The following is a 13,031-nucleotide window of genomic DNA, read 5'->3' on the forward strand; positions in this document are numbered from 1 at the left end:
CCCGTCGTTAAAGTGACCCACTTTTCATTTTACTCACACTTGCCGACAAGTCCGACAAATTTATAGTAAATCTTCACTTTCTGAACTACTTTGTTGGGTTCAACATATGTTTTCTCACCAACGGTGATTTTTTCAATAAGTGTGTTAAGGAGTTCCGAAGAAAGCTCGGTTATGTAATCATACTTTTTAAGCAGTCTGATAAACCTCTCCGAGTCCTCAAACACCTTTGTAGCTGATTCAAGTTCTTCTTCAAGCTGGCTCTTTCTTGTAAGGTAATACTGACGCTTTTCCTCACATTCCGCAGCCATTTCTTCAAAGAGCTTTGAATCGTGGATAATTCCATCGTAATAGTCATCGTACAGCTTTTTATACTTTTTCGTCTGCCTGTCGATCTGCTTGTTAATGTCACTCAGTTCGTTGCAGATTCTTTCTTCCGAACCTTCATCCATTCTTATGTTTCCAAGAACCTGATTCAAAAACGCTTCTTCATCGGTTTTGAGCATTTTTATCATCAGATTTATGTCCCTTAAAACACTTTCTTCAAGCACATCATACTTGATGTTATGCGTTGAACATCGGAAGTCCCCTGCTACCCTGCATTGACTTTTGGAACATACAAAGTATCTGCTCTTTTTCTTCGGATTGAACACTCTCATTGTAGAATCGCAATCCATACAAGTCAGAATTCCTTTGAACATATTCTCCGGCTGATTGGGATTGCATTTACGCTTTCGCTGATTCACCCTCATATGAGCATTGTCCCAAAGTTCCTGCGATATTATCGGTTCGTGGGCATTTTCGGCAACCACCCATTCGGATTCGTCCGCCTTGAAAATCTTGTCACTCTTGAAGCTGACCTTTCTTGTCTTGCCGTTTATCATTTTTCCAAGATAGACCTGATTATTAAGGATACCGTATATTGTGGATTTGTTCCATCGGTACGGGTTTGCCGACTTTATCTGCCCGTCCTTGAGTTCCTTCAATGCGGTGGGATTTGGTATTTTCTGTTCGTACAGCATATTGGCAACATTGGTAACACCAATACCCTGATATGCTATCATTTCAAATATCTTTACAACGACCGGTGCATACTCATAGTCGATCTCCAGCTTGTTCTTCTGTGTACTTGATTTCTTGTACCCATAGGGTACTGTCGGGTGAAGAAACTCTCCGTTTTTGGTTTTCACATCAAAAGAATTTCTGACCTTTCCCGACACCTCAGCAGGATAATACTCATTGATGACGCTCTTGATATTCATCATCAGATCATAATGGCTTCTCGGAGTAATATCAATATTATCGTAAATCGCAATAAATCTGATACCGTTTTCCGGAAAGTACACCTGAGTATAACTGTCAACCATAATATGCTCTCTGCCGAATCTCGACAGATCCTTTACTATTACGAGATTTACCTTTCCTTTCTCAACGTCCTTCATCATACGCTTGAATTCGGGTCTGTTGAAGTTTGTGCCTGTATAGCCGTCATCACAATAGAAATCAACGATCTGAAACCGATTTTCTTTGCAATATTCCCTTGCAACAGCCATTTGCGTTGTTATTGAAACGCTTGTCCCATCATTAAGGTCATCCTGTGATAATCTGCAATAACAAGCTGCTTTATATATTTTCATATCCATAAAAACATTATCCTTTCTATGGAATGAAAAACAACGTTTGCATATTCATTTTACCACATTAAAGTGGTGATGTCAATATAGATTCGCTGTTTTTCTGTATTTTTTGATGTCATATAAAGCTGTCTTACTCCGAACTGTCCTCGGCATTGCTTTCTTTTTCAAGTTCCAGAAACTCTATGATTTTTTTTGAAACATATCCTGAATACATTTCAAGAAAACTTCCGTTTCCAAATTCTCTTTCAACAACAATATCTGCTGTTATCGTTCCTGCTCCCACAATATCACCATCATTTCTTTGTTCATCTTGGCTTCATTTTGTATCCGGCGAGATGATGCAAATAAAGCATTATAACTTTGGCAAGTCAAGGTTATCTAATATCCTATTTCCTTGACAAACAGTAATCCCTGATAAAAAAGCGAGAGAAATCAACATCCTAAAAGCCATACCTTGAATATCATAGCCAATAGACATATGAGCTAAACTAATAAGGTATTCTGCCCTATGCTCGTTTATCTGTAACCCTATACACAATGCAACAAGTTTATGTATATCATTCGGAATATGGTTTCCGGCTCGATAATCAATCAGAGTATTTTTGTTAATGCCCGTTCGTGCAGACAATACAGCAATGGTAATATTTTGTTCCATCATATAACGATTTAATACCGATGTGAAATTATCATCTTTGCTTATTTCAAACTCCAAAGATTTCTTCGTTATCTCTCTGATTTCAATCAACACCTTATTAATCTAACTCACCTCCCTGTTGTAATTTATCTCAATATGTACTGTTTTGTATTGATTGAGATTATTCTATCACATATCTCAAAATTTGTCGACCAGAGTGCTTCGGGTTGTAAATGACGTAGAATAGCCGATTTTGATAATCAGGTTTACGTTAAATCGTCTAAAAACGTATCATAATAACCCGAACCACTCGTGTTGTAGGATCTACAAAATTTTTCAACTGTTTTTTATACACATTTAACAAGCAGCCTTGCTTTTTCAAGTTTTTCGATATATTTGTCAATCAGAAAAACCGGGGAAATGATTCTGATGTGATCTTCAAGCGTAAACACCCAGCCCCAGAACGTAGGACTATCCTCAATGGGAAGCTTGGCATAATATCTGTTATCTTCCAGCTTTGTCACTTTTGTGTCCTCGCCATATTTATCGTATATGATATTCATAGCTTTAAAGTCAAACTCAAACTCTGCAATTATCCTCTGACCGCTGTACATACTGAATACCGATGAACGATACCTTTGAATACATTCATCCCTATCGAATGGAATATCACCTTTATTCTTTTTACTGATAACAGTATCCTCCATTCGGTCTATGCGAAAAGTCTTTTCACTGTTGCACCCGGAGTGTGGATCGTAGGCTATCAAATAGTAGTTATCCATTCCATTTATCATTGTTATCGGAAAAACCTCATATATCTTGTTGTTATGTCGATATACCCTATTTTTACTTTCATCAAGGTCGAAATATCTGAATTTCACCCTTTTTCCTCTTGACAGGGCTTCTTGAATGACATTTATGGAGTAAGTTGTATTACAATTTTTATGTTTCAGCCTGAAATCAAGAACAATATCATTGATAAAATGCTTTTCCATTTCTTTATCGGTAAGTCGTACAACTTTTGAAAGAAGCCGTTCTGTTGCGATTGGGGTAACAAATTTTGCAGATACAAGTGAATCAGTTATCAGCCTTGCTTCTGTCGTATCAAAATGTTCGGAAGGGATATAGTAATAATTGATTTTTCCTTTTTTTATAGTAATCAAGTCATATCCTGCTTTTTTTATAACCTTCAAATCCTCAATTAATGTCATCTTACAGGGGGTTATATTTTGACTTGCAAGATAACTCAAAATATCAGCATTGCTAACCGGTTCACTTTCTGTGGATTTTTCTATTATGTATTTCAAGACCATCAGAAGCTGTATTCTGTTATTCATCGCTGTTACCCTTTCCATATAGTATTATAAATCTTTTTGATGTATTTTTTCAACGCCGATAGGTATAGAAATCTATACTTGAAAGCCCTTTTTCAAAGATAAAAACAAAAAAACTGTGTACTCATTATGAATACACAGACTGATAATATTATCCATATCACGTTTTTTCTGCGAATTTCCATTGAATGCATACGGTTGTTATACCTTGCAATTTCATCGGATACCTCTACTCGATTTTTTTTTTAAAATAATACTTCATTATTTCACTCCATTCCGACAGCTATGCCGTCATATATTTTTTAAATACAAACAAAAACGCCGCCTGTTTGTCAAGCGACGTTTTTACATAATTATTTATATGCCGGTGTTCTCTGTTATTCCGCAGCAGTCACAGTCTCAGGGCGCTGTCTTTCGACCAGCTTTGCAAAAAAGCCGTTCTGCCCGATCAGCTCCTCATAGGTGCCATCCTCAATGATCCTGCCCTTGTCAAGAACAATGATGCGGTCGCACTGACGTATCGTAGAAAGCCTGTGGGCTATGACGATCCTTGTGCATTTAAGATTATCAAGAGAATCGGACACTATCTTCTGTGTGATGTTATCCAGAGCGGAGGTCGCTTCGTCAAACATAAGCACCTTTGGCTTCGGTGCAACCGCACGGGCAATAATCAGACGCTGCCTCTGCCCTCCGGATATTCCTCCCGAACCCTCCGAGATAATGGTATGCATACCCATCGGCATATTTCTTATGTCCTCTGCAACACCTGCCATTTCAGCCGCTTCCCACGCTCTGTCCATTGTAAGCTCAGGGGCTGAGATAGTTATGTTTGAAAAAATGTCTCCCTGAAACAGCTTTCCGTTCTGCATCACCGTGCCGATATTTTTCCTGAGAGATTTCAGATCAAGCGATGCAATATCCTTGCCGTCATAATATACAGCACCCTTGCACGGCTTTTCAAATCCCAGCATAAGACGCATAAGGGTGGATTTCCCGCAGCCTGTCGTGCCTACTATCGCAACATACTGACCGGGACGGATCTTAAGGGAAAGGTCATCGATTATCATAGGCATATTGTCATTGTATCTGAAGGATACGTTATTAAGCTCAATACCGCCCGAAAGCCTTGTCACGACCTTTTTATTCTCATCTATCTCAGGAACAGCTTCAAGGATAGGCTTTACCATTTCAAGAATAGGCTTTATCTGTGCAATGGAGGTTCCCATTCCCACAAGCAGCGTGAATGCACCCGTAACAGCACCGTATGCCGCAGTAAAGGAATAATAATCCGCCAAAGGGACATTGGTAGTTATCGTAAAATAGTATATTACTACCGTACCTACAAGAGCGATAAACGAGCCGAATGGAATAACGGGAGTATATTTCGGTTTTGCTGCCTTTGCATACTTGTTTGCCCATTTTGCAAACGCTCTTTTTTCCGCTCCCGAAAGCTTTATCTTCTGTATTCCCGATATAAGAGAATATGTAAGTGATGCTTCTTCCGTACCCTCAGCCATTGCCGTTCTCATCAGTCTGACCTGAATGACAGCAGTTATTACGGAGAATATCACCGTCAGCAAGATCACCGTAAGTCCCGGTACAACAAGCCCGGGACCATATCTGAACATCTGCCCGATATAAAGCAGAGAAAACAGTGATGACAGACCCGTTGTGAACAGAACACCCGTTAAAAGCGAGCAAAGCTCTCCGATATAAGCCATACGGTTTGCCAGATCGCCCGATCCGTATTTCTTGAAAAATTCGGCAGGCAGAGACAGCATTCTCATCATTCCGCCCGCTTCTGCGGCAATGCCCATCTTCTGTGAAATACGGTCAACTATCAGCGTTTTTACAGCAGTTATTATAAGCTGCGAAAGCTGAGAGCAGAACAGGAAGGTAAATACCGCCAGCAAAAGCTGTATGCTTGTGCTGTTTACAACGTGCGAATAGATAACATTATGTATCTTCGGAACAAGCATACCTATCAGTGTAACGCCAAGCGTTGATATACAGATAAGCGCCCTGTCGGAAAATGAAACTGTTCCCAGTATATATTTTATAAGATCGGCTGTGCCTATTTTTTTCAGTGGCAGCGGCTTATAGAAGCAATATGCCTCATTATCCAGAAGCTTTGCCGTGCTGCCGGTAACTCTTAAACGTTTGCCGCTTTCGGTATCGTAGAACGTATATCCGAAAAGCTTTCCGGGAATAAGTGCAACAGGGAGTCCGTTATCCTTTCTTGTACAGAGCATCGCACCTACTGCGTTCTTGTACCATCTGCCCTCAAGGACAACAGTTCTTCTCATTATTCCGGAAGGACGCATAAGAAATTCAAGCTGTTCATCTGCCGTTCTGATATTATCAGGCAGTTCCCGTGTTTTTATACCGTAAAATTTAAGTATCTCATCTATGGCGTTTTTTGTCTGTATCCTGTCATCGCTCAGTGCCTTTGAGAGCCTTTCGCCCGCAACAGCTCCTGCCATAGCCGCAAATGCATCGGCAAAAACATCGTCATCGCTTTGTATCCTCTGCCTTATCTGTTCATCAAACCAACCCATTCCAACACCTCTTTATTCATTTGATACAAGGCGGGCATAAAGGCCACCCTTTGCATACAATTCATCGTGAGTACCACGTTCTGCGACCTTGCCCTTGTCAAGAACAATGATCTCATCACAGTCCCTGACAGTGGAAAGTCTGTGCGCAACTACGATGCAGGTGATACCTCTGTCCCTGATAGATCTTACAACGTCATATTCGGTCTTAGCATCGAGAGCCGATGTTGCCTCGTCCATAATGATTATTGTGGGATCCTCAGCAAGCACACGGGCTATCTCCAGTCTCTGCCGCTGTCCGCCCGACAGGTCCTTTCCGCCCTCGGTAAGCCTGTACTGATAACCGCCGTCACGCTTCATTATATCCTCGTGTATCTGAGCGTCTCTTGCGGCAAGTATCATTTCAAAATCCTCAATGGAGTTATCCCACATTTTGATGTTATTTGCTATCGTGTCCTCAAAAAGGATAATATCCTGATCCACAACGGAAAGAGAGCCTGTGAACACGTTTCTGTCTATCTCCGAGATAGGCTTTCCGTCAAACAGTATCTCTCCGCTCCACGGCTTGTACAAACCTGAAATAAGCTTTGAAAGGGTGGATTTTCCGCAGCCTGATGAACCTACAAATGCGACCCTCTGCCCCGGTTCAAGAGTCATACTGAAATCTTCGATAAGCGGGTCTGCCAGCGGCGAATATCCGAAGGTGACATTTTTCAGCTCTATCTTTCCCGTAAGCTTGCTGTATTCCGTATCGCCTGCCTGCTCACCGTACTTAACATCTGTTGGATATTCCATTACGTCCTCAATACGCTCCATACTTGTGCGCATTTCCTGAAATGACTGTGAAGCCTCCGTCAGCTGCACGGCGGGAGATGTAAAGGACAGCAGAAATCCCGAATAAGCCGTTATCATACCTATCGTCCATTCGCCCCTCATACACAGGTAAACGCTTCCCATAAGTATCACTGTGTTTGTCAGTGCAGAAACGACGGACGGAATTATGCCGAGCCTTGCGTTAAGCTCACTGTACCTGACCTTGCCTGCATTTACACTTGCCTGATAGCCTGCCCATTTCTCGAAAAAGCCGTTTTCAGCACCCGATGCCTTGATGGATTCTATCATCTCTATACCCGCAACGGCAGTACCCGAAAGCTTTCCGCTGTCTCTTACGGCAACTCTTGTGATATTTATTCTCTTTGCGGAGATATAATTTGAAACGGCAAGATTTATCACTATTGACAAAACAGCAATAAGCGTCAGTATGACGCTGTATCTGAGCATTACAAACAGGTAGAATATCATCATTATCGTCTGTATCGCCAGCGGAGCAAAGGTCGAAATAAGCACTCCCGCTATCTCGGAATTCTGCTGCTTTCTTGCGGCGATATCACCTGCCATTCGCTGTGAGAAGAAGCCCATTGGCATACGCAGAACGTGCCACATATATTCCGAATTTGCAATAACGGCGATCTTGCCGTTTGCTTTCATGGAATATACTGTGTTTATGCAGGTCACGATTATCTGAATGACCGCAATTGCACTGAGACCAAGAATAAATGGCTTGAACCATTCGGGATTTTTCCCCGTAAGAAGCCTGTCGGCAAAAATATTTGAAAATCCCGGAGTAACTATTCCGATAAGAGATGTTATGACCGTTGTGATCGTCATCAGCGCAAATGCCGCTCCAGTTCCTCTGAGCTTTTTGACAGCAAATTTCATAATGCTCTTAGGCTTGCCCGACGGCACAAAATTCTCACTCGGCTCAAATAACAAACATATTCCCGTAAATGCCTTGTCGAATTCCTCCATGGGAATTAAACAGGTACCTTTTGCGGGATCGTTTATTACAGCCTTGCTGCCCCTGAAGCCGCACAGAACAACAAAGTGATTGAAATTCCAGTGGATTATACAGGGAAATGTACCCTTTTCCTTAAGCGTTTCCGGTTCATATCTGTATCCCTTTGCGGTAAGTCCGTAATGCCTTGCCGCTTTCAGGATATTTTTTGCGTTTGAACCGTCTCTCGATACTCCACAGTCGGAGCGTACCTGCTCAAGCGGTATCCATTTTCTGTAATAGGCAAGTATCATTGCAAGAGAAGCCGCACCGCATTCGAGGGCTTCAAGCTGAATAACAACAGGCGTTTTGGCTACGCCCTTCGAAACAGGCTGTTTTATGGTATTGTTCTTATTCATACTGCTCCCTCACTGTATCACAAACGAAATAGGCTTGATGCTCTCCGTGATAACCTTTGCTTCATAGATGCCGTCAGGAAGCCCGTCAACGTCTATCTCTGCCGTATATGCAAAATCCCCTGCACTGTATCCTCCGATATACAGCAGATACGGGTCGGCATTTTCAGGAAGCATTACAGGCATATCCGATACAGCAAGCACCGTTCCCGTCTGACCGTTTACCGTTACAGGCATACCCTCGCTTATGGAATCCGCATTCTCAGGCTTTATGTAACACTGGAGCTTCTCACCACTGCAAACAACTTCAACATTTTTTGTTGTTTCTATCGTGCCGAAAATACCCCACACAACAAATCCCGCAAGCAGCACGGCTATTCCCGTAAGAACCAGCCATATCCCCGGAGATGCCACACGGATATATTCGTCAAGCTGTTCGGGTGAATTCACCCTGTCTATGCTTTTCTTTCTGAATATGCTTTCTTTCATAAAAATCATTCCTTTATAATAAATTAATGAGCACTATGCCCCAATAAAGTGTCTTACTCTGAGGCGCTGAGCTTCCTTTTCCACAAAGGGTCTGCACTTTTCAATAAAATCCTTATCCGTAAAAAGCTCATAGCACAGGTGACAGGACACACAGCATTTTTCACGGACCTTTTTCCCGAATGAACGGGCAAGCTCAACATACCAGCCAAATCCGTGATGCAAAAGAACATACAGGAAATCATTCCCGTTAAGATTGTCTATCGCTTGTTTCAGGGTCGTTTCTCCGAACTTACCGACCTTGACTATATCAATATCCCTGCTGAACTGTGAGCAGCACATCATCATCGTACCGTCAAACAATACCGTTATTGTATTATCAAACGAACAGCGGGCTGAAAGGCTGCTGCACTCACAGATAAATTTATCTTCGGGTATCTGCTTTTTGGCTTCTCCTGCCGGGAAACAGGGATACACTATCAGGTCGCAGCCATAAAGAAGGTCTCTGAAATTTTCCGTTGAATAATATACGCTGTCCCCGTCCTTCAGATCCATCAGGGTTATTGCAGACAAAAGCCCAAGCCGACGTGCAATAGTTATGGCGTTTCGCACACTTTCAACAGGAACATATTCCTGATGAAATTTATCCACACTGAAGGATATATGCTTTAAGCCGGCTTCCTTCAATCCGCTTATCTTTTTAAGACCGTCATCATAATTTTTTCCCCAGAAGCCGTTGCTTACAAGGGTCGATGACATTCCGAGGCTTTTGGCATATTCCATACACTCTCTCAGCGTGTCATAATATATTATCGCTTCACCGCCTGTAAAAGCTATCTGATCTGTTGTACCCAGCTCGGAAGCCTGCCGTATATAGTCCTTTACAAGCTCCTTGTCCAGCACTGTTTTTTTCTGCGGTGAGCAGGAAAAGCAGCACATTCCGCAGGCAGCATTGCAGGTATCGGTCATAACAAATGACAGTGATTTCAAGCTCATTTTAACAAACCTCCTCTGCCCAAAAAGCTGTCAACAAGCTTTTTTTCATAAATACTGTCCGCATATTCGGCGAGAATGTTCAGCCTTTTTTCGTCTTTAAACATCATTCTGCAAATTTCACAGTGATCGCCGCACATATCGGGGATATCTGTTTCCGAAGCTGCAATATTTTTAAGCTCTGTAAAGCTGTCAGGGTCTTTGATAACCTTTATAAGCTTAGCCAGTCTGCTGTTTTCCGTTATTTCCTTCAAGGACGAATCGGAAATATTACCCATAGACAATGCCGTATCAAAAACAGTCTGAACACAGCACGGAAAGACTTCGCCATCGTATCGGACAGCAAGAAGCCCTTCGCTGCGGCAATGTATCCGTTTGGCATCACAGAATTTGTAGAAAGCATCATCGGTCATTTTCTTTTCCGCTCTGCCTACTCTCAGATATGGGTAAATATAAAATTTCATCAGATACTTTTCCACACCAAGCTCTCTGAAAAAATCATTCGCTTTTTTCTCTTTTGTCTCACCTATCCCGACACTGTAGGATATGCCGTTTGCTTTGCAGTATCCGACAGCTCTTTCAAAAGCTTTTTCATCAACATACTCGGCGTGATAATGATCGTAGCTGAATGAAATATGATCCAACGGCAGTGCCGAAAGCTTTTTGACCAGCTCCCTGTCGTCCCAGCCGCCCCAGAATCCGTTTGTGGCAACAGTTACACCGAAGCCCTTTTGCTTTGCATATTCCATACCCTTTTTCATAAGCTCATAATATAAAAAGGGTTCTCCTCCTGAAAAGCCTACGGCATCTGCATTGCCAAGCTCTGCGGCATCATCTATTGCTTTCAGCATAAGCTTTTCATCGATTACCGAAGAATTTTTCGGCGAACACGAAAAACAGCAGGTCTTGCATTCCGCATTACATTTGTCAGTCATAATAATACAAACACTTCGCTTCATACCCTCGTCCTCTCCGTCAATATTTATTTTATCACAAAAAATCTCTTTGCACAAAAACGGATAATTTTGTACAAAGAGATTTTTTGCAAAACAGACTCCCATACTGTTTTGCAGCAGACCGAGCTTTTTACGGTCTGCCGCAAAACATACGGAAGCACTTAATTATCAGTTTTCAACAAAATATGTTTTCGCAAAAACAGTGCTTGATGTTACAAAATAGGTCTTTGCAAATATAGTCGCACCGCCCGCAACAGCCTCAAGCTCTGCGTCAATAAGCTCAGTGTTGCTCTTAACATCGTCAACAGTGAAGTTAAAGCCTTCTTCGGCAGCTATCTTTACAAGCTCCTCCGCTGTTTTAACGTTTTCAAACTTTGCAGCAAAAGCCTTGTCTGCTGCGATCTTTTCCTTGAATTCTCTTACGCCCATTACAGTTACACTCCTTTTTTCAGGAAAGAGCTGACCTATATGCAGCCCTTGTTTCCTTGAATAATTGTTGTTTCAGATCAGAATAATTTGCCGATGAGCCATTTTCCTCTTTTGAATAATGTTGAGAAAAATTCCTCGTCAGAAATATATATGTCGTCCATAGATGTTCCTCCGGCAACAGCTTCAAGCTCATCATCGGAAACGGCATTTGCGTTTTCCTTTCTGTCCTTAAGTTCAGAAATCATTTCATCAATGGTGTAGCCGGGGATTATATCCTTAACTACCTCAAAAGCCTCTTCCTTAGAGGAAGCTTCCATAAATTTTTTGCTGAGTTCGGCATTTTTGCCGAGTGCTTCAAAAAGTTTGCCTGCCATTTTAAATACCTCCTGAAATATTGATTATGAAAGTTCGTCAACAACAACCTTTATACCATCAATAGGATGAGTAAAGCCGTACTTAAAGCCTGTCCAGAAGTCACCCCAGAAGCTGCCGCCTGCAACTGCTTCAAGCTCATCATCGCTGATCTCGCCGCTCTTGCCGCTTACAGTGTTAATAAGTTCTTCGGGAGTAACATCAAAGCCTGCTGCCTTGATCTTGTTTATAAGATCCTTGGCATCTGCCGATTTCTGAAGACTTTCCTTGAAAGCTGCATCGCTTTCGAGTTTCTGCTTGAGTTCATTGATTCCTGCCATTGTTAATTCCTCCTGATTATAAAATATGTATTTATATTGATCCGGACTGAAGTATCCGAATAATATACTTTAGAAAAATCTCATGCTTTCAGGCACATATCACTGAGTCCCGTTTCGCATAATGCATTTATTCTTTCTTCTCGGCTTCTGTCAAGAAAATCTGCCGTCTTTGAATATTTTTCGAGATAAGCGGATGCTTGTACGGCAGCTTCGGAAACAGCCGCAAAAAGTCTTTCGGACATTCCGTCTGTATAGAAACTCAACCTGCCGCCGCTTCCGCCTATCCCCATAAATCTGAGGAACAGTTCAGCCCTGTATCCTCCGAAGGCTTCATATATCCCGAAAAAATCTGCAATAAGCTCATCATGAAGATTGTTCCTTGCCGTACCGTAGACCTGCTTTGTGTAATAGTGCGTACACTCATGCTCACGGCGTATTATCATAGATCTTTCTGCCCATTCTTCGGAAGAAATGCCTATCTCCGATGCAGGAACATTGCTGTAGGGCTTTGCCGAAAGGACAATAAATCTTGTGGTTTTTCCGCTGATAAAGGAAGCTCCTGTCTGCGGAAGATTTTCGGGCGGCACACCCTTATATACAGCATTGGTGATAAAGCTTTCAAAATCCTTGGTGTTTTTTATGTATATAACAGGTATCCTGCCTGCAAATGAATCGTATATTTCCAATCGCAGACCAGCTGTATCGGCAAAGCTTACAGGCCTCCTGGGAATAACATATTTATTCAGCGCCTCACCAACACCATTGACAGCAGCGTATGAGCAAATATCTGTCCATCTGTCAACAAAGGAAATATCCGTGTCGGGAGATTTTATATTTCCGATAAATTTATTTTCAAGGTATTCATTAAAGCAGGCGGTATCATTTTCATCGAGACAATATTTTTCTGCGATCTCATTCACCGTCATGCTTATCATCTCCTTTTTCGTTTACTCCGCCTGCCGCAGCCAATAAGCTGTCATCGGACAGTTCGATCGGTGCGGTATTTTTTTCAGTCACAGAAATTTCAATATGACCTTTTTTATTTTTCATCGGGGTAAAATCCGTTCTTTGAACCAGCGACCCAAAAAATTGTTCAAATTCAGATAAGTTCATCTTTAAATCCCCTTT

General features: G+C 41.9%; 14 protein-coding genes. All 14 read right to left on the reverse strand.

Translation table 11 applies throughout. The features are described from left to right. Positions 1-29: 29 nt before the first annotated feature. Positions 30-1,640, reverse strand: a complete 1,611-nt coding sequence (locus ACR0QN_RS08055; protein WP_432650690.1) for a recombinase family protein — start codon at positions 1,638-1,640, stop codon at positions 30-32. A 124-nt stretch (positions 1,641-1,764) separates the two neighbouring features. Next, positions 1,765-1,917: a hypothetical protein gene (locus tag ACR0QN_RS08060; RefSeq protein WP_432650691.1), complete on the reverse strand. Its 153-nt coding sequence runs from the start codon at positions 1,915-1,917 to the stop codon at positions 1,765-1,767. A gap of 69 nt (positions 1,918-1,986) precedes the next feature. Further along, positions 1,987-2,346, reverse strand: a complete 360-nt coding sequence (locus ACR0QN_RS08065; RefSeq protein WP_432650692.1) for a helix-turn-helix domain-containing protein — start codon at positions 2,344-2,346, stop codon at positions 1,987-1,989. A 269-nt stretch (positions 2,347-2,615) separates the two neighbouring features. After that, a complete protein-coding gene (locus ACR0QN_RS08070) occupies positions 2,616-3,605 on the reverse strand; it encodes a helix-turn-helix transcriptional regulator (RefSeq protein ID WP_432650693.1) in 990 nt (329 codons plus the stop codon). Positions 3,606-3,979: 374 nt separating this feature from the next. Then, the gene (locus ACR0QN_RS08075; protein WP_432650694.1) at positions 3,980-6,160 is read right to left on the reverse strand and encodes an NHLP bacteriocin export ABC transporter permease/ATPase subunit; all 2,181 of its coding nucleotides are present in this window, start codon (positions 6,158-6,160) and stop codon (positions 3,980-3,982) included. Between the two features lie 12 nt (positions 6,161-6,172). Beyond that, complete coding sequence (locus tag ACR0QN_RS08080) at positions 6,173-8,350, reverse strand: NHLP family bacteriocin export ABC transporter peptidase/permease/ATPase subunit (protein WP_432650695.1); 2,178 nt, start codon at positions 8,348-8,350, stop codon at positions 6,173-6,175. Positions 8,351-8,359: 9 nt separating this feature from the next. After that, positions 8,360-8,836 carry a hypothetical protein gene (locus ACR0QN_RS08085; RefSeq protein ID WP_432650696.1) on the reverse strand — a complete coding sequence of 159 codons (477 nt, stop codon included), beginning with the start codon at positions 8,834-8,836 and terminating at the stop codon, positions 8,360-8,362. Positions 8,837-8,869: 33 nt separating this feature from the next. Further along, positions 8,870-9,829, reverse strand: coding sequence for a radical SAM protein (locus tag ACR0QN_RS08090; protein ID WP_432650697.1), 960 nt, complete (start codon positions 9,827-9,829; stop codon positions 8,870-8,872). Continuing rightward, positions 9,826-10,785 (reverse strand): radical SAM protein, encoded by a 960-nt coding sequence (locus ACR0QN_RS08095; RefSeq protein ID WP_432650698.1) that lies wholly within the window; start codon positions 10,783-10,785, stop codon positions 9,826-9,828. Before ACR0QN_RS08095 ends, ACR0QN_RS08090 begins: the two co-directional genes overlap by 4 nt. A 165-nt stretch (positions 10,786-10,950) precedes the next feature. Then, positions 10,951-11,211 (reverse strand): Nif11-like leader peptide family RiPP precursor, encoded by a 261-nt coding sequence (locus tag ACR0QN_RS08100; protein WP_432650699.1) that lies wholly within the window; start codon positions 11,209-11,211, stop codon positions 10,951-10,953. A 77-nt stretch (positions 11,212-11,288) separates the two neighbouring features. Further along, positions 11,289-11,585 carry a hypothetical protein gene (locus ACR0QN_RS08105; protein ID WP_432650700.1) on the reverse strand — a complete coding sequence of 99 codons (297 nt, stop codon included), beginning with the start codon at positions 11,583-11,585 and terminating at the stop codon, positions 11,289-11,291. Between the two features lie 24 nt (positions 11,586-11,609). Beyond that, the gene (locus tag ACR0QN_RS08110; protein WP_432650701.1) at positions 11,610-11,903 is read right to left on the reverse strand and encodes a Nif11-like leader peptide family RiPP precursor; all 294 of its coding nucleotides are present in this window, start codon (positions 11,901-11,903) and stop codon (positions 11,610-11,612) included. 80 nt (positions 11,904-11,983) lie between these two features. After that, complete coding sequence (locus ACR0QN_RS08115; protein WP_432650702.1) at positions 11,984-12,829, reverse strand: DUF7005 family protein; 846 nt, start codon at positions 12,827-12,829, stop codon at positions 11,984-11,986. Continuing rightward, a complete protein-coding gene (locus ACR0QN_RS08120) occupies positions 12,816-13,016 on the reverse strand; it encodes a hypothetical protein (RefSeq protein WP_432650703.1) in 201 nt (66 codons plus the stop codon). The genes ACR0QN_RS08115 and ACR0QN_RS08120 overlap by 14 nt, the downstream gene beginning before the upstream one ends. Between the last annotated feature and the right edge of the window lie 15 nt (positions 13,017-13,031).

The organism is Huintestinicola sp. (genome assembly GCF_050874005.1).
GTDB lineage: Bacteria > Bacillota > Clostridia > Oscillospirales > Ruminococcaceae > Huintestinicola.